Here is a 23,127-nt window from a genome sequence, read left to right as displayed (position 1 = left end):
AATGTCGGTCCTGTTGCGCCGACCTTAGCCCAATTTCCCGGCCAGCCCAGCAGGACCAGCATGGATCGCATTCGCATCGTCGGCGGCAACCCGCTTCACGGCATCATCCCGATTTCGGGCGCGAAGAACGCCGCCCTGCCGCTGATGATCGCGGGTCTTTTGACGCCGGAGACGCTGATCCTGGACAACGTCCCCCGCCTGGCCGACGTCGCGCAGCTGCAGCGCATCCTCGGCAATCACGGCGTGGACATCATGTCGGTCGGCAAGCGTCCCGGCGATGGCCAATACCAGGGTCAGACCTTGCAGATCTCGGCGGCCAACATCATCGACACCACGGCGCCCTATGAACTGGTGTCGCGGATGCGCGCCAGCTTCTGGGTGATCGCGCCGCTGCTGGCGCGCATGCACGAGGCGCGGGTGTCCCTACCCGGCGGCTGCGCCATCGGCACGCGGCCGGTCGATCTCCTGATCATGGCGCTGGAGAAGCTCGGCGCCAGCATCGAGATCGATGCCGGCTATGTCGTCGCCAAGGCGCCGGGCGGCCTGCGCGGCGGCACGATCGATTTCCCCAAGGTCACCGTCGGCGGCACCCATGTCGCGGTCATGGCCGCGGCGCTCGCCAAGGGCACGACCGTCATCAATAACGCCGCCTGCGAGCCGGAGATTTCTGATCTCGCCGACTGTCTCAACAAGATGGGCGCGCGCATCTCTGGCGCCGGCACGCCACGCATCGAGATCGAGGGCGTGGCGTCTCTGCACGGCGCGCGTCACACCGTGCTGCCCGACCGCATCGAGGCCGGCACCTATGCGATCGCCGCGGCGATGACCGGCGGCGATGTCCGGCTCGCCGGCGCGCGGCCGGAGCTGTTGCAGTCCGCGCTCGACGTGCTGACCGAGGCCGGCGCCGAGATCTCGAGCGACGCCGAGGGCATCCGTGTCGTCAGAAACGGCCACGGCATCCGCCCGGTGCAGGTGACGACCGCGCCGTTCCCCGGTTTTCCGACCGACCTGCAGGCCCAGCTGATGGCGCTGATGGTCTGCGCGCAGGGCGCCTCGGCAATCACCGAGACCATCTTCGAGAACCGATTCATGCATGTGCAGGAACTCGCACGGTTCGGCGCGCGTATCAGTCTCGACGGCGAGACCGCGCGGATCGAGGGCACCTCTCATTTGCGCGGCGCGCCCGTGATGGCGACCGATCTGCGCGCCTCGGTGTCGCTGGTCATTGCCGGGCTTGCTGCGGAAGGCGAAACCATGATCAATCGCGTCTACCATCTCGATCGCGGCTTCGAGCGGCTGGAGGACAAGCTGAAGGCCTGCGGCGCCACGATCGAGCGCATCCGCGAGTGAAGGCGCTGCCAAGAGGATGAGACCGTGACCGACCGGCTCAAACTGATCGCGCTCGATGCCGACGATCTCGCCGTCATCTCCGCCCATGTACAGGACGCGCGGGTGCACGCGGCCGACATCATCTGGCGCCAGGCCGAGAAGCGGCTGGTGATCGGCATGAACCGGCTCGACTGGGATCAGGCGCTGCATGGTGAGAGCGAGCCGCGCCGGCTGCTCGCGGCGTTGCGGTTCGACCGGGTGCTGGCCTGCAAGTCGCGCCGCATCGACCTCGCCGCGCCCGCGGCCGTGCTGGAGCTGATCGGCATCGAATTCCATGCCGGCGCCGAGCCGCCCGCCGGCAGCGCGCTGCTGCTGTTCTCCCACGGCGGCGCATTGCGGCTCGACGTCGAATGTCTGGAATGCGAGCTGACCGATCTTGGCGAGGACGATCTCGGCACCAGCGATATCGAAGGCGTCCCGCCGCTGACCGGGTAGGCGCCGGTTCAAAGGGTTGACGGCCCCGCGCTGCCGCGCCATTGAGCAGGAGGTCGGGGGCAGCCACCCCTTCGGAAAGTGCCAGAGATGCCCATTCGCCTGTCCCGCGCCAGCACCGATTTCGACACCCAGTTTCGGCGGTTTCTCGCCGCCAAGCGCGAGACCTCCGCCGACGTCGAAGCCGCCGCCCGCGCCATCGTCGACGACGTCGCCCGGCGTGGCGATGCGGCGCTGCTCGAGGCAACGCGCAAGTTCGACCGGCTGGAGCTCGATGCCTCCTCGCTGCGCGTGACGGCCGCCGAGATCGAGGCCGCCTTCAAGGCCTGTGACGCCGCGACCTTGGATGCGCTGAAATTCGCCCGCGACCGCATCGAGGCGTTTCATCTCAAGCAGCTGCCGGCCGACCAGCGTTTCACCGACGAAGCCGGCGTCGAGCTCGGCTGGCGCTGGAGCGCGATCGAATCCGCCGGTCTCTACGTCCCCGGCGGCACCGCGGCCTATCCGTCCTCGGTGCTGATGAATGCCATTCCCGCCACGGTCGCCGGCGTCGGCCGGCTCGTGATGGTGGTGCCGGCGCCGGACGGCAAGCTCAATCCGCTGGTGCTGGCGGCCGCCCATCTCGGCGGCGTCTCCGAGATCTACCGCGTCGGCGGCGCCCAGGCGGTGGCGGCGCTGGCACATGGCACCGCGACGATCGCCCCGGTCGCCAAGATCGTCGGCCCGGGCAATGCTTATGTCGCCGCCGCCAAGCGGCTGGTGTTCGGCAAGGTCGGCATCGACATGATCGCCGGCCCCTCCGAGGTGCTTGTCATCGCCGACGACAGCGGCAATGCCGACTGGATCGCCGCCGATCTGCTCGCCCAGGCCGAGCATGACGCCAGCGCGCAATCGATCCTGATCACCGACAGCCGCCGCCTGGCCGATGATGTCGCCCGCGCCGTCGAGGGCCAGCTCAAGACCCTGCCGCGTGCCGCGATCGCCGGCGCGTCGTGGGCCGATTTCGGTGCCATCATCGAGGTCGAGCATCTCGACCAGGCCGTGCCGCTGGCGGACGCCATCGCCGCCGAGCATCTGGAGATCATGACGGCCGATCCCGACGCGTTCGCGGCCCGTGTCCGCAATGCCGGCGCCATCTTCCTTGGTGCGCACACGCCCGAGGCGATCGGCGACTATGTCGGCGGCTCCAATCACGTGCTGCCGACCGCGCGCTCGGCGCGGTTCTCCTCCGGTCTCGGTGTGCTCGACTTCATGAAGCGCACGTCGCTGTTGAAATGCGGCCCCGAGCAGTTGCGCGCGCTGGGGCCAGCGGCGATGACTCTGGGCAAGGCCGAGGGTCTCGACGCCCATTCACGCTCCGTGGGAATACGCCTCAATCTGCCATGACCCAGCACCCGCCAGGCGACGACCGGACCAATCGCATCGTGGCGGTGACGCTCGACGAGGAGTCGATCGGCCGCTCCGGTCCGGACATCGAGCATGAGCGGGCGATCGCGATCTACGACCTCGTCGAGGAGAACCTGTTCGCGCCCGAGGGCGCCGACGGCGCCGGTCCCTTCACCCTGCATCTCGGCATCACCGCCAACCGGCTGATGTTCGACATCCGCAAGGAGGATGGCACGCCTGTCGTGACGCATCTGTTGTCGCTGTCGCCGTTCCGGCGGATCGTGAAGGACTACTTCATGATCTGCGACAGCTACTACCAGGCGATCCGCACCGCGACCCCCGACAAGATCGAGGCCATCGACATGGGCCGCCGCGGCATCCATGACGAGGGCTCGCGCACCTTGCAGGAGCGGCTGAAGGGCAAGGTGCGGGTCGATTTCGAGACCTCGCGCCGGCTGTTCACTTTGATCACGGTGCTGCACTGGAAGGGCGAGGGCCAGTGATGCCGCGGGCCGCCACGCGCGCGTCCCAGCTTTCGGCCAAGGGCGCCTAGGCGCATGGCCGAGGGGCCGCCGCGCGCGCGCCAGCCGCAGGCGGTGCTGTTCGCCTGCGGCCAGAACAGCGTCCGCTCGCCGATGGCCGAGAGCCTGCTGCGCCAGATGTATCCGCAGGCGCTCTATGTCCGCTCCGCCGGCGTCAAGAAGGGTGAGCTCGATCCGTTCGCGGTGTCTGTCATGGCCGAGCTCGGCCAGGACATCTCGCAGCACAAGCCGACCACCTTCGAGGAGCTCGAGGACTGGGAGGGGCTGAATTTCGACCTCATCATCACCCTCTCGCCCGAGGCCCATCACAGGGCCCTGGAGCTGACCCGCACCATCGCCGCCGACGTCGAATACTGGCCGACGCCCGACCCGACCGGCACCGACGGCAATCGCGAGCAGAAGCTCGCGGCCTATCGCGAGGTCTGCGACGGGCTGTTCACGCGGATCCGCAAGCGTTTCGGCAAGCCCGGTCCGGCGGGCTTGTAGGTTCCCGGTTCCACCGCAGGTGTCATCGAACCGAAATACCAACGTCGTCCCCCGCTCAAATTCGCGCCGTAGAGCAGGCTCGTCGCAGCCTTGTCGCAGCCTTCGGGTTGTGGAATGGCAGCCCTTCCGATAGGTTCCGCGCGCACGCCCCGCCGCTTCCGAATCCCCCAGCGAAATCAGCATGCTCGGCCGTCCCAAAATCGTTCTTGCATCCGGCTCGCCGCGGCGTCTGGCGCTGCTCAATCAGGCCGGCATCGAGCCCGACGCGCTGCGCCCGGCCGACGTCGATGAGACGCCGAAGCGTGGCGAGCTGCCGCGCGCCTGCGCCAATCGGCTGGCCCGCGCCAAGGCCGATGCCGCGCTCAAATCCGTCCAGCTCGACGACGAGCTGCGCGGCGCCTTCATCATCTCCGCCGACACGGTGGTCGCGGTCGGCCGCCGCATCCTGCCGAAGGCCAATCTGGTCGACGAGGCCTCGCAGTGCCTGCGGCTGCTGTCCGGCCGCAACCATCGCGTCTACACCGCAATCACCCTGGTGACGCCGAAGGAGGCGTTCCGCCAGCGCCTGGTCGAGACCCGCGTCCGCTTCAAGCGGCTCAGCGAGGACGACATCCAGGCCTATATCGGCTCCGGCGAATGGCGGGGGAAGGCCGGCGGCTACGCCGTGCAGGGCATCGCCGGCTCGTTCGTGGTCAAGATGGTCGGCTCCTACACTAACGTCGTCGGCCTGCCGCTCTACGAGACCACGACCCTGCTCGCCGGCGAGGGTTTTCCGATCCGCTTCGGCTGGCTCAACACCGTCGGCGTCTGACGCCATCCTTGAGGAGGTGCATCGCGCGTCGCGGGCGCCTAGATAGCGGCCATGTCCCAAGAATCGACCCGTTCGACCAGCTCCCCATCCGCCGCCTCCGCCAAGCCCGCCGGCCGCTGTCCGATCTGCCGCCGGCCCGCAGCCGCGGCCGTCCGCCCATTCTGCTCGCCGCGCTGCCGCGACGTCGACCTGCATCGCTGGCTCAGCGGCTCCTATGTCATCCCGGCCACCGAGGGCGACGAGGACGACGTCGAATAGGGCCGTGTTTTCATGGCTTTGCCCCAGCGGAGCCGGCCGTCCGGCGGCGGCCCCGGGGCCTTCCGCGCAACTGCGAAAGGAATGTGAAAACTTCGCCTCAGGGCGGTAGACAGCGCCGCCTGCTCTGACTATAACCCGCCGGCTCGCCGGGCTTTTTTGCCCTTCACGAGACCTGCCCAGGTAGCTCAGTTGGTAGAGCATGCGACTGAAAATCGCAGTGTCGGTGGTTCGATTCCGCCCCTGGGCACCACGCTTCGCCCGTTGGGCTACGCGTGGCGCAGCCGCGCTGTAGCCCAACGGGCGAAGCGTGCCCGGCGAAGCCTCTTGGCGAAGCCGGGCGTTTGAGCCCCCAAGTCTCGCTTGAGACCCGCTCTCTGATCTCCGATCAACCTTGTCAAACAGCCTGCCGCTCGTCGCCGTAGCTCGCGCCCATGCGCTCGCAACCTCGCGGCTGGATTGGCCCGAGCTCCGCTGCATGTGAGCGTCCTCATCAATTGAGAGGGCGCAGGGAAGGCCGAGTGCCGACTGGCACCCATGGCCCCCGTGCGAAAGAAGTGCACGGGGCAGGAACCACAGGCTCAGCCGGAAACAACCCGGCCTTCCCTGCGCGATGGTTTGAACGGCTGCTCCGCGCTCTCCCAGGGGACCGGGCTTGCTTGCCCCCGTCATCGGGATGTCGCCGACCAAGACACCAGCATCGGGGTGTCGGGACCACACGGCTTGACCGTCCACGGAACGACGTTCGTCCGCACCCCAAAGGAGATGCTGCGTCGCCCCGCGGCCACCGCTCCCCGCCGCAACGTCTCGTGACGATCGCGATGCGCCCCTCTCAGTGCGGGCGGGATGGCGGGAAATGTGCAGGTGATTTGCCCGACGACCCAAGGGGAATCAGCACGACGGGCAGTTTGTACAGGGCTGGGATACGCTGGCCGACATACGAGTTGGCAGAAACAGCGCGAGCAGCTCAGAGACATCGCCATTGCTTGACGTATGTATCATTAAATGATACATACGTTGGCACATGATCAGAAGCTTCCGCGACAAGATCACCGAGGCTGTCTTCGACGGCGAGAACCCGAAGGGCTTTCCGTCGGATCTGTCAAAAGTGGCCCGCCGGAAGCTGCGTTACCTCAACGCTGCAGCCGATCTCCGCGACTTGCGATCGCCTCCGGGCAATCGGCTGGAGGCGCTGACGGGGGATCGTCAGGGGCAGCATTCGATTCGCATCAATGATCAATTTCGGGTGTGCTTCGTTTGGACGGCGGAAGGTCCGGCGGACGTCGAGGTCGTGGACTATCACTAAGAGGCACTGCAATGACCAAGAAGCTGAAACCCATGCATCCCGGTGAGGTTCTGCGGGAGGAGTTCCTCGATCCTCTCGGGATCTCCGCGGGCGCTCTCGCCAAGGTGTGTGGCCTGCCGCGGACACGAATCGAGCGGATCGCGAGCGAGCAGAACGGCATCACCGCCGACACCGCGCTTCGGCTCGCCAAGGCGCTCGACACGACGCCCGAGCTTTGGCTCAACCTGCAGACGGACTATGACGTCCAGATCGCGAAGCGCGACCTCGGCAAGACTCTCGACCGGATCGAGACGGTGAACAAGCCGCGAGCGGCGTGACCGGGCCACGGCCGCCGAGCGGTCGCGCACTGCGGCCCGGAGTTTCATGCAGCGTCACCGCAATGCGCAGCTTGAAACTCGCGAGAGCGCGGGTGCTATCAAAACGAAAATCAAAGACGCAATCTCACCCGAGCATCACGACACGCGAACTGACGAAGATGATTGAGGGAGTTTCGACCGTCACGATGTCAGCAATCAGGTCCAAGTTCAGGGCGGACCTCAAACGACCAAGAGAACGAGGCGTGCCGGTGTGCATGTAACGTCGAATTCGTTACCAAGTGTGCACTCCGGAATCACGGTGATTTCCTGAATGCCCTTCTTTTTTGTTGCATGCACGGCCACACTTTGGACACGGCTCTCCGCACCTTATCTCAGGAAACTCCTTCTTGGTTTGTTTCTTTGCAGTGGAGGCCTTCTTGGTAGCGGAGGTCTTCTTTGTAGCGAGGCCGCGTTTGACGCTCCTTTTGGTTGAATTCTTCATTTCAAATACTCTTCATTATTATCGTTGCAACTTTAAGTTCAATTTTGCATTCGCGTATTGATGTAGGTCAATATTTGTCGGGGCAGGGCTAGACGTCGATGTGATCTTTCTCACAGCCCGCCACGCGATGGCGCGTCAATGTCGTCCCATGTGGTCCTGGCACGCCGAACACGCGAGGTGATGACATGCGCTGGAGTGACTCAGCCAAGGGATTTGCGGTCGTTCTGGTGGTGACCGTCGCGGGGTACGTGTCCACGACCTATGTCGACCACCGGTTTGCCGCGCTTGACGCATCCGCGGATGCGACAACGAACCCGCCTCCGACATCCTCCGCTTGCGTCGGCGAAGATGGGCGCTGGCACAATTGGCCGTGGGCGAACGTGCCGATGCTCTCGCCGGCGTGTCGGCAGAATCGATAGCACGTGGCGGATGAGCGGAGCGTCATCCGCTATGCGGGATCATCGATGTCGGCCTGGACCGTCGGCCGCAAGCTCGATGAGCAACCCCTCGCCGATCAAGCTGGTTCACGGCAGGAACGAGCTTCCGCCAGGAATGAGCGCCGACGACTGTTGGCAAGCAGCGTAAGCTGGCGGATGACGCTTCGCTCATCCGCCCTACGAACTACGAACGGTCGGACTCTTTCTGACTCAAAGTCTCAGGCATCCCACGGCCGACCGCGAATCCGCCTTTGACTCCAGGTTGTCGAAGTGATCATCTTCTCCATTGACGGGAGAGGCAGGCTCCAGCCAATCACACGCACCCAGGGAGGCGATGATGAACGGCAACAACAACAAGCTCGTGGCGGAGGCGATCGGGACGTTCTGGCTGACGTTCGGCGGTTGCGGCAGTGCGGTGATCGCGGCCGGCGTGCCGGATGTCGGGATCGGCATGCTCGGCGTGGCGCTGGCGTTCGGGCTCACCGTGGTGACCATGGCCTATGCGATCGGGCACATCTCGGGCTGCCATCTCAACCCGGCCGTGACGGTGGGGCTGGCGTGCGGCGGGCGGTTCCCGACCAGCTTGATCGTGCCCTACATCATCGCGCAGGTGGTCGGCGCCATCGTTGGCGCGGCCGTGCTGTATGCGATCGCCAGCGGGGCGCCGGACTTCAGCACGGCGAGCGGCTTTGCCGCCAATGGCTATGCGGAGCATTCGCCCGGCAAATATGGGCTCGGGGCCTGCCTGCTCAGCGAGTTCGTGCTGACGATGATGTTCCTGTTCGTCATCATGGGCGCGACCCATGGCAAGGCGCCGGCCGGGTTTGCGCCGCTGGCGATAGGGCTGGCGCTGACGCTCATTCACCTGATCAGCATCCACGTCACCAACACCTCGGTGAACCCGGCGCGCAGCACCGGGCCGGCGCTGTTCGTCGGCGGCTGGGCGCTGGCGCAGCTCTGGCTGTTCTGGGTGGCGCCGCTGCTCGGCGGCGCGGCCGGCGGCTTCATCTATCGCTGGCTGAGCCCGGAGCCGGCCGGCGAGGTGACCGGCGAGCGGACGGGGCAGGGCGCGGTCGCGAAAAGCGCCTAGGAGATCTCCCCACGCAGTTGGATCGGGCCGCGTCACGGCGTGGCCGATGCCGTGGTCGCGCCGCTCTTGATCGCGGTCGGCTCTGCTGGATAATGCGCGCCTTGTCAGCGTGCACGATTTTGCAGGTGTCGTGATGAGCCGGAGGAACAACGAGCCGCTGTCCGATCGGGTCGCCAGGGTGGCCGAGGCGCTGCTGGCCGACCAGCATTACGTCAGCGTCGCCGACCTGTTCTGTGGCCTCGGCTGGCTCGATGCGTCGCTGCTGGAGCAGTGGCGGCGTGGGCAGGTTGGGTCGCTGGAGGAGGTCACACGCTCCGGTCTCCCGCGCATCCAAGGGGCCGAGCCCGAGCGAGACCGCCTATGTCGCACAGACGCCAAGCCGGCAGCCGCTGCGGTTCAGCCGCAGCAATGATCCGCAACTTGAAGAGCTGTTCCGGACGCATTGGGTCTCGCCGGCGCTCTCCGAGAAGAAGCGCGAGCGCGTGGCAGTGAAGGCGAGCCGGGCGCCGGAGCTGGTGGCGATCGCGCCGGCGCGGGACGGCTGGAGCTGTCATCGCTGCGGCGGGACCGGCGATGTCCTCATGATGGAGGATGGCGGTCCGGCGTGTCTCTCATGCGTCGGTCTCGGCGATCTCGTGTTTCTGCCCGCCGGCAACGCGCTGCTGTCGCGGAGGGCCAAGGCGAAGAGCAAACGCCATGCGGTCGTGGTGCGCTTCAGCCGGACGCGCGGGCGCTATGAGCGGCAGGGGCTGCTGGTGGAGCCAGGGGTGCTGGCCGAGCTGGGTCAGGACACCGCGTGAGCACGGCGCAGGACGCGCTGTCGGTCGTCTCCATGATCTCGCCGTGCTACGATGCTCGTCGTCCGCAGGGGCATCCGGTCCGCCCGCTCCGGCGTTCTGCAGCGACAGGTGAGGGCCGCAATGTTCGTCGACTTGCCCGGCCACTGGCCGCATGATCCGAAGCCGGAGCCGCCGAAGCGACGGCTGTCGCCGCGGCGTGAAAAGCTGCTGCTCGTGCTGATCGGCTTCAACATGATGCTGCTTATGGTCGCGCCTATTGGCGGTGCCACGCTGATCCACTGGCTAGTCGCCGTATTCTCGCGCTGACGCGGGAGACGCCGGGCTATCGAGGCCGGCCTACACCTTCATGTCGATCACGGTGCGGCTCATCTCGTCGCTCGCCTTCAGCACTTTCGCGTTCGCGGCGAAGCTGTATTTGGCGACGAGCTGGCTGATCATCTCCTGCGCGAGATCGACATTGGGCGCGGCGACGAGGCCATCCTTGTTGGCGAACGGCGCGGTGGGATCGTAGCTCGCGGACGTACCCGAGCTCGAACGCGTGATGGTCGTCTGCGTGCCGCCGCCGGCGACGTCGCTCTGCACCAGCTCGAGCGGGTCGTAGGCCTTCGGCGCGCCGGCCGGCAGCGTGCCGTCGGCATTGGGCAGCGCGCCCGTGCTCCTGGCATTGGCGACGTTCGAGGCGGACACCTCGAGCCGGCGCGAGGCGGCTTGCATGCCGGAGACTGCGATGGTGGCGGTGGGACTCATGGCGGCGCTTGCTGATGACGTGATGCGCCAGCTAAGCCCGCGGCGCACCAAGCAAGTGTCAAGACCGCCGATGAGACTCGAGCGTCCGGCTCAAGGTTTTGTTCACCATCACGAACTCAACGCGGCCCGTTTGGATCGTCGCGCAGCAGCGCCAAGGCGGTGGGCACATCCATGGCTGCGGAGACGAGCACATATTCGCCGCGTGCCGCGTGGACGCCCCCGGTGACCACGACCGCCCGCTTCGGGCAGAGGCCGAAGCAGCTCGTCGCGATGACGCGGGCGGGCTTCTCGCCTGCGCGGTTGCCGGGGCTGCCGCGGGATTCCAGCGCGTGCTTGAGGGCCTTCTTCAAGGCCTTGTTCAATGCTTTGGGGTCATCGCTGCGCTTCAGGCAATTGCGGCAGACGAACACCGGAGCGGCGCGGTGGGGGCGGACGAGAGAGGGGAGGGCCATGCCCCCGAGCTAAGCGGCCGGCCGAGCCGCCGCATCCCGCGGGGATGCGCAGCCGTCGTGCGCCGAGCGAGGATCCGCGACGCTGGGCGCAACCTGCCGAGATTGGGCTATTGCCCACGATCAGAGCATATGATCTGGTCTGGATGACCCTGCCGCGTTCCTCCTGGGGATGGTGGCGCGCCTCGGTCCCCGGCGCCGTGAGCGCCATGGCATAGTGCAGGCCGATCAGCGTCGGGCCGCGCTCGGCCGGGAAGACGTGTTCTGAAAGGGAGGCCGGCTCGGCGTCATGGCGGGCGACAGCGACAAATCACGGCTCGACGATGCCGCTCGCGCCGGCTGGCTGTACTTCATCGCGGGCCATACCCAGGACGAGATCGCCCGGATGCTGCAGGTGTCGCGCGCCTCGGCGCAGCGGCTGGTGTCGCTGTGCCTTGCCGAGCGGCTGATCACGTTCCGGCTCGAGCATCCGATCGCCTCGTGCATGGCGCTGGCCGCGCAGCTCAAGGCGCGCTTCGCGCTGGTGCACTGCGAGGTGGTCCCGACCGATCCGGCCGCGCCGGCCGGCGCGGCGGGGATCGCCGAACGCTGCGCCAACCTGCTGGAGACGACGCTGCGCGCCGAGACGCCGGTCATCATCGCGCTCGGCACGGGCCGGGCGGTGCGCGCCGCGGTCGAGCGCGTCTCGCCGGTCGACCGGCCCGAGCACCAGATCGTCTCGCTGGTCGGCAACATCCTGGCCGACGGCTCCGCCAGCTTCTTCGACACCGTCGGCCGGCTCGCCGACCGCACCGGCGCGCGGCATTATCCGATGCCGCTGCCGTTCCTGATGGGCACCGAGGACGAGCGCGACCGCATGGTCCGGCTCGATGCCATCGCCAAGGTCAAGGCGGTCGCCGACAAGGCCGACCTCAAGCTGGTCGGCATCGGCCAGATGGACCAGAAGGCGCAGATGCATGTCGACGGCTTCGTCACCCGCGACGAGCTCACCGAGATGATGCGGCTCGGGGCCATCGGCGAGATCACCGGGTGGGCCTATGACGCCAACGGCAGGGTGATCGCCGGCGGCACCAACCGCAGGCTCACCAGCATTCCGCCCGAGGTGCCGGCCCGCGCGATGACGATCGCGGCGGCGCTGGGACCGGCGAAGATCCCGGCCATCCGCGCCGCGCTGACCGGGCGGCTCATCAACGGCCTGATCACCGACGAGGCCACGGCGCGCGCCATCCTGGCGTGAAGGCCCGCGGCGCTGCTGCGCATTGTTCTATCAAAGATCGGATTCCTGTCGCGCCGCACAACCTGTGGGCGCCGGCGCATGCTTGACAAAGCCCGATCAGTGTTGTGAACATCAGCCCAGCCCGTGAGCATATATTCAATAACCGCGGGAATGGGAGGAGACCGTGAAGACCATCTTCACTCGGACGAGCACGCTTGCCGCCCTGCTGGGCGCCGCCACGCTGCTGACACATGCGCCCGCACTGGCGGAGACGAGTCTGACGATCGCCACCGTCAACAACGGTGACATGATCCGGATGCAGGGCCTCACCAGCGAGTTCACCAAGGCCAATCCCGACATCTCCGTGAAATGGGTGACGCTGGAAGAGAACGTGCTGCGCCAGCGCGTGACGACGGACATCGCCACCAAGGGCGGCCAGTTCGACATCCTCACCATCGGCACCTATGAGGTGCCGATCTGGGCCAAGAAGAACTGGCTGGTGCCGCTCGACAAGCTCGGTGCCGACTATGATGCGGGCGACATCCTGCCCAAGATCAAGGACGCCGTGTCGGTCGACGGCAAGCTCTATGCAGCGCCGTTCTACGGCGAGAGCTCGTTCGTGATGTACCGCACCGACCTGTTCGACAAGGCCGGGCTGAAGATGCCGGAGAGCCCGACCTGGGACTTCGTCGTCGACGCCGCCAAGAAGCTCACCGACAAGCAGGGCGGCGTGTACGGCATCTGCCTGCGCGGCAAGGCCGGCTGGGGCGAGAACATGGCGTTCCTGACCGCGATGTCGAATTCGTTCGGCGCGCGCTGGTTCGACGAGAAATGGCAGCCGCAGTTCAACACGCCGGAATGGAAGAAGACGCTGACGACGTATGTCGAGCTGATGAAGGAGGCCGGCCCTCCCGGCGCCAGTTCGAACGGCTTCAACGAGAACCTCGCGCTGTTCAACTCCGGCAAATGCGCGATGTGGATCGACGCGACCGTGGCGGCCTCGTTCGTGACCAACCCGAAGGAGTCGAAGGTCGCCGACAAGGTCGGCTTCGCGCTGGCGCCGAACACCGGCCTCGGCAAGAACGCCAACTGGCTGTGGGCGTGGAGCCTCGCGGTGCCCGCCGGCTCGCAGAAGGTCGAGGCGGCGGAGAAGTTCATCGCCTGGGCGACCAGCAAGGACTATCTGAAGCTCGTCGCGTCGAAGGACGGCTGGGCCAACGTGCCGCCGGGCACGCGCACCTCGCTCTACAAGAACGAGGAGTACCTGAAGGTCGCGCCGTTCGCCAAGCTGACCCTGGCCTCGATCGATGCCGCCGATCCGAACAAGCCGACGGTCAAGCCGGTGCCTTACGTCGGCGTGCAATACGCCGCGATTCCTGAATTCCAGGGCATCGGCACCGCGGTGGGGCAGCAGTTCTCCGCTGCGCTGGCCGGCTCGATGACCGTCGATGCGGCGCTCGCGGCGGCACAGTCCTCCACCGAACGCGAGATGAAGCGCGCCGGCTACATCAAATAGGCGCGCAAAGTTATCAGCTCGACACGAAACTCCTCCCGAGCTGATCACTGGCGGCCATCCCTCCCCACAGGGATGGCCGCATTTTCTCTCCAACGTTGTTCGAGCTCTCGCCCGGACGACGGTGCGCTCCCTCTCCCCGCTTGCGGGGAGAGGGTTGGGGTGAGGGGGACTCTCCACGAATACCGCGCTCGCGGAGAGTCCCCCTCACCCGGATTGCATCTGCCGATGCAATCCTCTCCCCGCGGGCGGGGCGAGGTGCACCGAGCCCGAGGCTTTATTCTCACGGCGGCGTGGTCATTGCGAGGAGCCGAAGGCGACGAAGCAATCCAAAGTCCCCCCGTGATTGTGGATTGCTTCGCTTCGCTCGCAATGACGGCAGTGTTCATCGAGCAAATGGACAGCGGCAATGGCCACCAGACAGACGCAACTCCTCGCCCGCGCGCTGATGTCGCCAGCGGTCATCCTGCTGTTCATCTGGATGATCGTGCCGCTGGCGCTGACGATCTATTTCTCGACCCTGCATTACAGCCTGCTCGATCCCGGCTCGGAGAGCTTCGTCGGCTTCGAGAACTTCACCTACTTCCTCACCGATCCCGCCTTCCTCGCCTCGCTGCAGAATACGCTGGTGCTGGTCGGTTCGGTGCTGCTGCTGACCATCGGTCTCGGCATTCCCCTCGCGATCCTGCTCGACCAGCCCGTGATCGGCCGCAACATCATCCGTCTGATGGTGATCGCGCCGTTCTTCGTGATGCCGACGGTCAGCGCGCTGGTCTGGAAGAACCTGCTGATGCACCCGGTGTCCGGCCTGTTCGCCTGGATCGCGACCTCGCTGGGGCTGACGCCGATCGACTGGTTCACCGACGCGCCGCTGCTCGCGGTCATCTTCATCGTCGCCTGGCAGTGGCTGCCGTTCGCGACCCTGATCCTGCTGACCGCGCTGCAGTCGCTCGACGAGGAGCAGAAGGAGGCCGCCGAAATGGATGGCGCCGGCGCGGTGTCGCGCTTCATCTATCTGACCGTGCCGCATCTGGCGCGCCCGATCACGGTGGTGATCCTGATCGAGACCATCTTCCTGCTCACGGTGTTCGCCGAGATCTTCGTCACCACCGGCGGCGGGCCGGGGTTGCAGACCACCAATATCGCCTTCCTGGTCTATTCTCAGGCGCTGATCCAGTTCGACGTCGGCACCGCCTCGGCCGGCGGCCTCGTCGCGGTGGTCATCGCCAACATCGTCGCCTTCTTCCTGGTCCGCATCGTCGGCCGCAATCTGGAGGCCTGACCATGGCGCGCAAGGTCACCGGACGTCATGTCGCGATCGCGACGCTAGCCGCCTGGCTCGCCGGCTTCGTGATCTTCTTCCCGATCCTGTGGATGGTGCTGGCGAGCTTCAAGACCGAGCTGGAGGCGTTCGCGACGCCGCCGTCGTTCCTGTTCTTCCACTGGACCACCGAGAACTACGTCACCGTGCAGGAGCGCAGCGACTATCTGCACCACGCGCTGAACTCGCTGATCGTCGCCGGCGGTTCGACCCTGATCGCGATGCTGATCGCGATCCCTGCGGCGTGGTCGATGGCGTTTGCGCCGACCAAGCGCACCAAGGACATCCTGCTCTGGATGCTCTCGACCAAGATGATGCCGCCGGTCGGCGTGCTCGTGCCGATCTATCTCATCTACAAGAACTTCGGTCTGCTCGACACCCGCACCGGGCTGGTCTTCATCCTGTGCCTCGGCAATTTGCCGATCGTGATCTGGATGCTGTTCACCTACTTCAAGGAGATCCCGAAGGACATCCTGGAAGCAGCGCGGATGGACGGCGCCACGATCGGGCGCGAGCTGATCTACGTGCTGACGCCGATGGCGATCCCGGGGCTGGCCTCGACCCTTCTCCTGAACCTGATCCTGGCCTGGAACGAGGCGTTCTGGACCTTGAACCTGTCGACCCTGAATGCGGCGCCGCTGACGACCTTCATCGCGTCCTATTCGAGCCCGGAAGGCCTGTTCTGGGCGCGGCTGTCGGCGGCCTCCACGCTCGCGATCGCGCCGATCCTGATCATCGGCTGGTTCAGCCAGAAGCAGCTCGTGCGCGGGCTGACCTTCGGCGCAGTGAAGTAACGAAAGGGCTGACCATGGGACGGATCACGCTGGAAGGTGTGCAGAAATCGTTCGGGCCGGTCCACATCATCAAGGGCGCCGATCTCGACATTCCCGACGGCGCCTTCGTGGTGTTCGTCGGCCCCTCCGGTTGCGGCAAGACCACGCTGCTGCGGCTGATCGCGGGGCTCGAGGACGTCTCCGGCGGACGGATCCTGATCGACGGCAACAATGTCGTCGATGTGCCGCCGGCCAAGCGCGGCCTGTCGATGGTGTTCCAGTCCTACGCGCTGTATCCGCATATGAGCGTGCGCGGCAACATCGCCTTCGGCCTGAAGATGGCCGGGCTGCCCAAGGCCGAGATCAACCAGAAGGTCGAGGCGGCCGCGGCCACCTTGAACCTCACGCCCTATCTCGATCGAAAGCCGCGCGAGCTGTCCGGCGGCCAGCGCCAGCGTGTCGCGATCGGCCGCGCCATCGTGCGCGAGCCCAAAGCGTTCCTGTTCGACGAACCGCTGTCCAATCTCGATGCCGCGCTGCGCGTGCAGATGCGGCTCGAGGTGACGCGGCTGCAGAAGCAGCTCGGCACCACCGCGATCTACGTGACGCACGACCAGGTCGAGGCCATGACCATGGCCGACAAGATCGTGGTGCTGAACGCCGGCCGCATCGAGCAATATGGCTCGCCGATCGAGCTCTATCAGCGCCCCGCCAATCTGTTCGTCGCCAGCTTCATCGGCTCGCCGAAGATGAACCTCATCACCGGCGCGGAAGCGGACAAACACCATGCGACCACGATCGGCGTGCGGCCCGAGCATGTCGCGGTCGTCGACGACGGCGGCGAGGGCTGGACCGGCAAGGTGGTGATCGCCGAGCATCTCGGCAGCGACACCTTTCTCTACGTCGATGCCGGCGCGCTCGGGACGCTCACCGTGCGCGTCGTCGGCGAGAAACGACTCGGTGCCGGCGACACTGTGACGCTGCGGCCCGAGCCCAGCCGCATCTACCGCTTCGACGAGAGCGGCAATTCGATCTTCGCATGAGAGGTGACGTCCCCTCCGGGCGTCAACGACAACAACGGACCACGACGATGTATCTCGAAAAATTCAAACTGAACGGCAAGACCGCGTTGGTCACCGGCGGCGGGCAGGGCATTGGCCTGGCTTGCGTCGAGGCGCTGGCGGAGGCGGGCGCGCATGTCGTGATCGCCGATCGCGACGCCAAGGCGGCGGCGGACGGGCAGGCGGCGATGAAGGCCAAGGGCTATGACACCGAGACCGCGCTGATGGACGTCACCAACTCGGCTCAGGTCAACGAGGTGGCCGACGATCTGGTCGCGCGCTACGGCGGCATCGACATCCTCGTCAACAATGCCGGCATCGCGCGCAGCGAGACGCCGGCCGAGACCGTCACCGACGAGCACTGGCTGAACGTGCTGGACGTCAATCTCAACGGCACCTTCTGGTGCTGCCGCGCCTTCGGCAAGCACATGCTGGCGGCCAACAGTGGCGCCATCGTCAACATCGGCTCGATGTCCGGCTTCATCGTCAACAAGCCGCAGGAGCAGTGCTTCTACAACGCGTCCAAGGCTGCGGTGCACCATCTGACCAAGTCGCTGGCTGCCGAATGGGGCGCGCGCGGCATCCGCGTCAACGCGGTCGCGCCGACCTATATCGAGACGCCGCTGAACGCCTTCGTGAAGAGCAATCCGCGGATGTACGACGCCTGGATCGGTGGAACCCCGATGGCACGGATGGGGCAGGTCGAGGAGATCGCCTCGGTGGTGCTGTTCCTGGCCTCGGAAGCCGCAAGTTTGATGACCGGCAGCGTCGTCGTTGTCGATGGCGGCTACACTTGCTGGTAAGCTCGCGTCAGAATTGACGGGAGCGAAACATGCGGCAGGCGTTCATCGGTGTCGATGTCGGCACAACCAGCACGCGCGCCGGGATTTTTGACGGCAACGGCCGGCTGCTTGCCGCGGCGCGGCATCCGATCCAGACTTGGCACGAGGCCGGTGATGTCGTCGAGCAGTCGTCCGACGACATCTGGCGTGCGTGCTGCGCGTCGGTCAAAGCCGCGCTAGCGGAGGCCGCGATCGCGCCGGAGCTGATCAAGGGGGTCGGCTTCGATGCCACCTGCTCGCTGGTGGTGCTGGACCGCCAGGGCGCGCCGGTCACCGTCAGCGGCTCCGGCGACGCCAGCCGCAATGTCATCGTGTGGATGGATCATCGCGCGCTGACGGAGGCGCGCGACATCAATGCGACCCAAGACGAGGTGCTGTGCTATGTCGGCGGCTCGATCTCGCCGGAGATGGAGATGCCGAAGCTGCTGTGGCTGAAGCGGCATCTGCGCAAGAGTTTCGATGCGGCCGGCCATTTCTTCGATCTCGCCGACTTCCTCACCTGGCGTGCGTCAGGCTCTCTGGCGCGCTCGATGTGCACCGTCACCTGCAAATGGAATTATCTGGCGCACGAGACGCGCTGGAGTGCGGCCTTCTTTCGCCGTATCGGGCTGGAGGATTTCGTCAGCGAGGATTATGCGCGGATCGGCACCGAGATCGTCGCGCCCGGTACGCCGCTCGGCCGTGGGCTGTCGCAGGACGCGGCCGAACAACTCGGGCTCGTCGCGGGTACGCCGGTCGGAGCCGCGCTGATCGATGCCCATGCCGGCGGCATCGGCGCCATCGGTGGCCGCGCGGCTGACGGCGGGGAGGTCGATGTCTGCGACCGGCTCGCCTACATCATGGGGACTTCGGCCTGCATCATGGCGACGACGCGGGTGCCGTCCTTCGTGTCCGGCGTGTGGGGACCGTATTATCAGGGCATGGTGCCTGGGTTCTGGCTCAACGAGGGTGGCCAGTCTGCCGCGGGGGCGGCGATCGATCATCTGCTGCGCTCGCACCCGGCCGCGGCCGAGGCGACCGCTGCGGCGCGCGCGGAAGGGCTCGACCTGATCACCCTGCTCGAAAAACGGATCATGGCGCGGGTGCCGAATGCCGGCAGCGCGGCGCTGCTGGCGCGTGATCTTCACATTCTCCCGGAATTCCTCGGCAACCGCTCGCCCTATGCCGATCCGGACTCGCGCGCCGTCATAGCGGGCCTCGATCTCGACGCTGATATCGGCGCGATGGAGCGGCTGTTCGTGGCCGGGCTGTGCGGGCTCGCCTATGGCTTGGCGGATGTGATCGACGCCTTCGCCGCCAATGGCGTTACCAGCCGGACGCTGGTCATGGCTGGCGGCGCCTCGCGCAGTCCGCTGGTACGCCAGATCATGGCTGATACGACCGGGTTGACCGTGGCGCTTCCCGGCACCCAGGAGCCCGTGCTGCTCGGTGCGGCCATGCTCGGCGCAGTCGCCAGCGGCGCCTTCCGCTCGATCGGCGACACGATGGCCTCGATGTCCACGCTCGGCCGCCTCAGCGACCCGACCGATCCGAACATCGCGGCCTTCCATCGCCGCAAGCGGCGCATCCACGGCCTGCTGCGGACGCTTGATCGCGAGAGCCGTTCCGTGATGCATGGTGCCGATGGGGAGGCACGCTGATGATCCTGAGCTGTGGTGATGCGTTGATCGATTTCGTCCCCGCCCGATTGGCTGACGGACGTGACGCCTTGAGGCCGGTGGTCGGCGGCTCCTGCCTGAACGTCGCCGTCGGCGTGGCGCGGCTCGGCGCGCCCACGGGCTTCGTCGGTGGCATCTCGACCGACCTGTTCGGCACCATGATCGCGGCGCATGCCCAAGGCTCGCACGTCGACCTCGGCTACGCTACGCGCAGCCCGGACCAGACCACGCTCGCTTTCGTGCGCCATGTCGGCAGCGAGGCGCAGTATGCCTTCTACGACGCCGAGACCGCCGCGCGGAAGTGGACGTTCCGGCCGGGCAGTATTGCCTTTGCAGACATCGACGCCATCCATGTCGGATCGACCACGCTGATCCACGATCTCGGTGCCGCGGAGACCCGTGCGCTGATCGCCGCCACGCAGGGCGCGGTGACGATCTCCTTCGACCCGAACTGCCGTCCGAATCTGGTGACTGATAAGGCCGGCTACCGCGCTGACATGGATGGGTTCGCCGCGAGCGCCGACCTGATCAAGATGTCGGATGTCGATTTCGACTATCTGCATGGCCACGACGACTACGCTGCGCGGGCGGACGCGCTGCTGGCGCGCGGCACCAGCCTGGTCGTCGTCACGCGGGGTCCCAAGGGGGCGCTCGGCTGGCATGCGCAGGCCGGCGCGGTCGAGGTCGCGGTCCCCGCGATCGAGGTGGTCGATACGATCGGCGCCGGCGACTCCTTCCAGGCGGGGCTGTTGTTCGCGCTGCGCAAGCTCGGCCGCATTGACCGGGAGGCCCTGAGAGGATTGAGCCAGACCGAAATGCGCAAGGCGCTCGCCTTTGCCGCAGCCTGTGCGGCCGTCACCTGCACCCGCGAGGGCGCCGACCCGCCGCGCTGGGACGACGTGGCTGCAACCTGGGATCGCCTGGGCTGAAGCTCCCCATTGCACTCGTCATTGGGAACTGGTTGGCTGTTCCCCCGTCATATGTGAGTACCGGACGAGGAAGCGCGATCGCGAGACTCCTCTGCCCGGGCCGCGGAAATCTTGACGCGACAAAGAGTTGCAGGGAGGAGAACCATGGCACCCGCCGCACGGACCGAGCCGCTGTCCCGTCACGCGCTGGCCTTCGTGTTGGCTGGCGGACGCGGCAGCCGGCTGCTGGAGCTGACCGACCGGCGCGCCAAGCCCGCCGTCTATTTCGGCGGCAAGTCGCGCATCATCGATTTCGCGCTGTCGAACGCCGTCAATTCCGGCATCCGGCGCATCGCCGTGGCGACACAGTACAAGGCGCACAGCCTGATCCGCCATCTGCAGATGGGCTGGAACTTCTTCCGCCCCGAGCGCAACGAGAGCTTCGACATCCTGCCGGCGAGCCAGCGCGTCTCCGAGACGATGTGGTACGTCGGCACGGCCGACGCCGTGTACCAGAACATCGACATTCTCGAGACCTACAACACGAAATACATCGTCGTGCTGGCCGGCGACCACATCTACAAGATGGACTACGAGCTGATGCTGCAGCAGCATGTCGACCAGCGCGCCGACGTCACCGTCGGCTGCCTGGAGATGCCGCGCGAGGAATCCTCAGGCTTCGGCGTCATGCACATCAATGAGGACGACACGATCCGCGACTTCATCGAGAAGCCGGCCGATCCGCCGCCGATGCCGGGCAAGCCCGACAAGTCGCTCGCGAGCATGGGCATCTACGTGTTCGACGCCAAATTCCTGTTCGAGGAGCTGAAGCGCGACGCAGCGGAACCGAATTCCAACCACGATTTCGGCCGCGACATCATTCCCTACATCGTCAGGAACGGCCGCGCCGTGGCGCACCAGTTCTCGCGCTCCTGTGTCCGCGCCGCCCACGATCAGGGCAGCTACTGGCGCGACGTTGGAACGGTGGACGCCTATTGGGCGGCCAATCTGGATCTGACGGACGTCGTGCCCGAGCTCGATCTCTACGATCGCTCCTGGCCGCTCTGGACCTATTCTGAGATCACGCCGCCGGCCAAGTTCGTCCATGACACGGACGGACGCCGCGGCGAGGCGACCTGCTCGCTGGTGTCCGGGGGCTGCATCGTCTCCGGCGCCCAGGTGCAGCGCTCGCTGCTGTTCACGGGAGCGCATCTGCATTCCTACGCCAAGCTGCAGAACGCGGTGCTGTTGCCCTACGTCAACGTCGCGCGCCATGCGCGCCTGACCAACGTGGTGGTCGACCGTGGCGTGCAGATTCCGGAGGGGCTGGTGGTCGGCGAAGATCCGGAGTTCGACGCCAAGCGGTTCAGGACCACGGAGAACGGCGTGACCTTGATTACCCAGCCGATGATCGACGGGCTCAATTCATGACGCCACTGCGCGTTCTGTCGGTTGCCTCCGAGGTCTATCCCATCGTCAAGACGGGCGGCCTCGCCGATGTCGTCGGCGCCCTGCCGTGGGCGCTGATGGCGGAGGACGTCGAGGTCCGCACGCTGATTCCCGGCTATCCCGCGGTCATGAAGGCGCTGGAGCAGGCCAGCGAGATCAGCTCGCTGCCGAACTTCTTCGGCGGCAACGCCCGGCTGCTCGGCGGCAGCCATGGCGCGCTCGATCTGTTCGTGCTCGACGCGCCGCATCTCTACGACCGCGAGGGCAACCCCTATCTGGGGCCCGACGGCAAGGACTGGCCGGACAATGCGTTCCGCTTCGCGGCACTGGCCCGCGCGGCGTCCTATATCGGGCTCGGCGCGGTGCCGGCTTTCGTGCCCGATGTCGTCCACGGCCACGACTGGCAGGCTGGGCTGGTGCCGGCCTATCTGCTGTACAGCCACCGGCCGCATCCCGGCACGGTCGTGACCGTGCACAATCTGGCGTTCCAGGGCCGCTTTCCGCGCCACTTCCTGCCGCCGCTCGGCCTGCCGCCGGAATCCTTCTCGATCTACGGCCTCGAATATTACGGCGACATCAGCTTCCTCAAGGCGGGTCTGCAGTTCGCCGACAAGATCACGACGGTGTCGCCGACCTATGCGCGGGAAATCCAGAGCGACGAGCAGGGCATGGGCCTCGGCGGCCTGCTGCGTCAGCGTGCGTCGGACCTCGTCGGCATCCTCAACGGCATCGACACGGCGGTGTGGGATCCCGGCAGCGATCCGGCGATCGCCTCGCATTTCGGCATCGACCGGATCGAGGCGCGGGCGCCCAACAAGGCCGCGCTGCAGACGCGCATGGGCCTGCAGGTGGCGCCGGAGACGTTCCTGCTCGGCGTCGTCAGCCGGTTGACCTCGCAGAAGGGGCTCGACCTGCTGCTGTCCTGCCTGCCGACCTTGACCAGTAGCGGCATCCAGCTGGCGCTGCTCGGCGACGGCGAGGCCGAGCTGCGCGACGCGTTCCGTGCCGCGGCCGCGAACGATCCCGGAAAGATCGGCGTCGTCATCGGCTACGACGAGGGCTTGGCGCATCTCATCCAGGCCGGCTGCGATGCGCTGGTCGTGCCGTCGCGGTTCGAGCCGTGCGGGCTGACGCAGCTCTGCGCCCTGCGCTACGGCGCGCTGCCGATCGTCACTGCGGTGGGCGGGCTCGCCGACACCGTCATTGACGAGACCGAGGCCGGCGTCGCCGCAACCGGGTTCAAGTGCGCGTCCGTGACAGCGGAGGCGCTCGATCAGACCCTGCGCCGCGCCGCTGCGGCCTTCTACGCCGCGCGCAGCAACGCCTCGAACTGGACCCGCATGCAGCTCAATGCGATGCTGACCGACGTCTCCTGGCGCCACCGCGCCGGCCGTTACGCCGAACTCTACCGGCAGATCGTCGCGCAGCGGCGTCCGGCAGGCTGAGCGCCGCGGCGTA

25 protein-coding genes and 1 tRNA gene are annotated in these 23,127 nt (G+C 66.6%); 24 read left to right on the top strand and 2 right to left on the bottom strand.

Annotated features, from left to right (window positions below; genetic code table 11):
- Positions 1-60: 60 nt before the first annotated feature.
- The 14 genes from murA (at position 61) to QX041_RS12775 (ending at position 10,038) form a co-directional block, all read left to right on the top strand.
- Positions 61-1,350 carry a UDP-N-acetylglucosamine 1-carboxyvinyltransferase gene (gene murA / locus QX041_RS12840; RefSeq protein WP_316165558.1) on the top strand — a complete coding sequence of 430 codons (1,290 nt, stop codon included), beginning with the start codon at positions 61-63 and terminating at the stop codon, positions 1,348-1,350.
- Between the two features lie 24 nt (positions 1,351-1,374).
- A complete protein-coding gene (locus tag QX041_RS12835; protein WP_316165557.1) occupies positions 1,375-1,824 on the top strand; it encodes a DUF2948 family protein in 450 nt (149 codons plus the stop codon).
- Positions 1,825-1,911: 87 nt separating this feature from the next.
- On the top strand, positions 1,912-3,207 hold the full coding sequence (hisD, locus tag QX041_RS12830) for a histidinol dehydrogenase (RefSeq protein ID WP_316165556.1): 1,296 nt from the start codon (positions 1,912-1,914) through the stop codon (positions 3,205-3,207).
- The gene (locus QX041_RS12825; RefSeq protein ID WP_315717869.1) at positions 3,204-3,710 is read left to right on the top strand and encodes a UPF0262 family protein; all 507 of its coding nucleotides are present in this window, start codon (positions 3,204-3,206) and stop codon (positions 3,708-3,710) included. Before hisD ends, QX041_RS12825 begins: the two co-directional genes overlap by 4 nt.
- Positions 3,711-3,764: 54 nt before the next feature.
- Positions 3,765-4,235 (top strand): arsenate reductase ArsC, encoded by a 471-nt coding sequence (locus QX041_RS12820; RefSeq protein ID WP_316165555.1) that lies wholly within the window; start codon positions 3,765-3,767, stop codon positions 4,233-4,235.
- Positions 4,236-4,416: 181 nt separating this feature from the next.
- A complete protein-coding gene (locus QX041_RS12815) occupies positions 4,417-5,046 on the top strand; it encodes a Maf-like protein (RefSeq protein WP_006613056.1) in 630 nt (209 codons plus the stop codon).
- A 51-nt stretch (positions 5,047-5,097) separates the two neighbouring features.
- Complete coding sequence (gene yacG / locus QX041_RS12810; RefSeq protein ID WP_315828013.1) at positions 5,098-5,304, top strand: DNA gyrase inhibitor YacG; 207 nt, start codon at positions 5,098-5,100, stop codon at positions 5,302-5,304.
- A 174-nt stretch (positions 5,305-5,478) separates the two neighbouring features.
- Positions 5,479-5,554: transfer RNA gene (locus QX041_RS12805), tRNA-Phe, on the top strand.
- 771 nt (positions 5,555-6,325) lie between these two features.
- Positions 6,326-6,607, top strand: a complete 282-nt coding sequence (locus tag QX041_RS12800) for a type II toxin-antitoxin system RelE/ParE family toxin (RefSeq protein WP_315751358.1) — start codon at positions 6,326-6,328, stop codon at positions 6,605-6,607.
- Between the two features lie 11 nt (positions 6,608-6,618).
- Positions 6,619-6,924: a HigA family addiction module antitoxin gene (locus QX041_RS12795; protein ID WP_315751360.1), complete on the top strand. Its 306-nt coding sequence runs from the start codon at positions 6,619-6,621 to the stop codon at positions 6,922-6,924.
- Between the two features lie 1,255 nt (positions 6,925-8,179).
- Positions 8,180-8,932: an aquaporin Z gene (gene aqpZ / locus QX041_RS12790; RefSeq protein ID WP_316165554.1), complete on the top strand. Its 753-nt coding sequence runs from the start codon at positions 8,180-8,182 to the stop codon at positions 8,930-8,932.
- A 133-nt stretch (positions 8,933-9,065) separates the two neighbouring features.
- Positions 9,066-9,344 (top strand): hypothetical protein, encoded by a 279-nt coding sequence (locus tag QX041_RS12785; protein WP_315826529.1) that lies wholly within the window; start codon positions 9,066-9,068, stop codon positions 9,342-9,344.
- Between the two features lie 70 nt (positions 9,345-9,414).
- Complete coding sequence (locus QX041_RS12780; RefSeq protein ID WP_315826530.1) at positions 9,415-9,732, top strand: hypothetical protein; 318 nt, start codon at positions 9,415-9,417, stop codon at positions 9,730-9,732.
- A 120-nt stretch (positions 9,733-9,852) separates the two neighbouring features.
- Positions 9,853-10,038 carry a hypothetical protein gene (locus tag QX041_RS12775; RefSeq protein ID WP_315751364.1) on the top strand — a complete coding sequence of 62 codons (186 nt, stop codon included), beginning with the start codon at positions 9,853-9,855 and terminating at the stop codon, positions 10,036-10,038.
- A gap of 30 nt (positions 10,039-10,068) precedes the next feature.
- Here the strand turns inward: QX041_RS12775 and QX041_RS12770 are convergent, their stop codons facing one another.
- The gene (locus tag QX041_RS12770) at positions 10,069-10,479 is read right to left on the bottom strand and encodes a flagellar basal body rod protein FlgC (RefSeq protein WP_315716344.1); all 411 of its coding nucleotides are present in this window, start codon (positions 10,477-10,479) and stop codon (positions 10,069-10,071) included.
- Between the two features lie 116 nt (positions 10,480-10,595).
- Positions 10,596-10,889, bottom strand: coding sequence for a hypothetical protein (locus QX041_RS12765; RefSeq protein WP_316165553.1), 294 nt, complete (start codon positions 10,887-10,889; stop codon positions 10,596-10,598).
- A 328-nt stretch (positions 10,890-11,217) separates the two neighbouring features.
- Here QX041_RS12765 and QX041_RS12760 point away from each other — a divergent pair, with 328 nt between their 5' ends.
- From QX041_RS12760 to glgA, 10 genes are all read left to right on the top strand, one after another.
- Positions 11,218-12,165, top strand: a complete 948-nt coding sequence (locus tag QX041_RS12760) for a sugar-binding transcriptional regulator (RefSeq protein ID WP_315826532.1) — start codon at positions 11,218-11,220, stop codon at positions 12,163-12,165.
- Between the two features lie 163 nt (positions 12,166-12,328).
- Positions 12,329-13,660, top strand: coding sequence for a sugar ABC transporter substrate-binding protein (locus tag QX041_RS12755; RefSeq protein ID WP_315716341.1), 1,332 nt, complete (start codon positions 12,329-12,331; stop codon positions 13,658-13,660).
- 406 nt (positions 13,661-14,066) lie between these two features.
- Complete coding sequence (locus QX041_RS12750; RefSeq protein ID WP_315826533.1) at positions 14,067-14,939, top strand: sugar ABC transporter permease; 873 nt, start codon at positions 14,067-14,069, stop codon at positions 14,937-14,939.
- A 2-nt stretch (positions 14,940-14,941) separates the two neighbouring features.
- Entirely contained in the window at positions 14,942-15,772 is an 831-nt protein-coding gene (locus tag QX041_RS12745; protein WP_315716339.1) for a carbohydrate ABC transporter permease, read from the top strand.
- A gap of 14 nt (positions 15,773-15,786) precedes the next feature.
- On the top strand, positions 15,787-16,794 hold the full coding sequence (locus QX041_RS12740; protein ID WP_316165552.1) for an ABC transporter ATP-binding protein: 1,008 nt from the start codon (positions 15,787-15,789) through the stop codon (positions 16,792-16,794).
- 47 nt (positions 16,795-16,841) lie between these two features.
- Entirely contained in the window at positions 16,842-17,615 is a 774-nt protein-coding gene (locus tag QX041_RS12735; protein ID WP_315716337.1) for an SDR family NAD(P)-dependent oxidoreductase, read from the top strand.
- 29 nt (positions 17,616-17,644) lie between these two features.
- Entirely contained in the window at positions 17,645-19,294 is a 1,650-nt protein-coding gene (locus QX041_RS12730; RefSeq protein WP_316165551.1) for an FGGY-family carbohydrate kinase, read from the top strand.
- Positions 19,294-20,241: a carbohydrate kinase gene (locus tag QX041_RS12725; RefSeq protein ID WP_316165550.1), complete on the top strand. Its 948-nt coding sequence runs from the start codon at positions 19,294-19,296 to the stop codon at positions 20,239-20,241. The genes QX041_RS12730 and QX041_RS12725 overlap by 1 nt, the downstream gene beginning before the upstream one ends.
- 144 nt (positions 20,242-20,385) lie before the next feature.
- The gene (gene glgC / locus QX041_RS12720) at positions 20,386-21,651 is read left to right on the top strand and encodes a glucose-1-phosphate adenylyltransferase (RefSeq protein WP_315751380.1); all 1,266 of its coding nucleotides are present in this window, start codon (positions 20,386-20,388) and stop codon (positions 21,649-21,651) included.
- A complete protein-coding gene (gene glgA / locus QX041_RS12715; RefSeq protein ID WP_316165549.1) occupies positions 21,648-23,114 on the top strand; it encodes a glycogen synthase GlgA in 1,467 nt (488 codons plus the stop codon). Before glgC ends, glgA begins: the two co-directional genes overlap by 4 nt.
- The last annotated feature ends 13 nt before the right edge of the window (positions 23,115-23,127 follow it).

The sequence above is a fragment of the Bradyrhizobium sp. SZCCHNRI2009 genome (assembly GCF_032485115.1).
Classification (GTDB): Bacteria; Pseudomonadota; Alphaproteobacteria; order Rhizobiales; family Xanthobacteraceae; genus Bradyrhizobium.
Note: the sequence above shows the minus strand (reverse complement) of the source record. Positions and strands in the feature narration are given on the sequence as shown.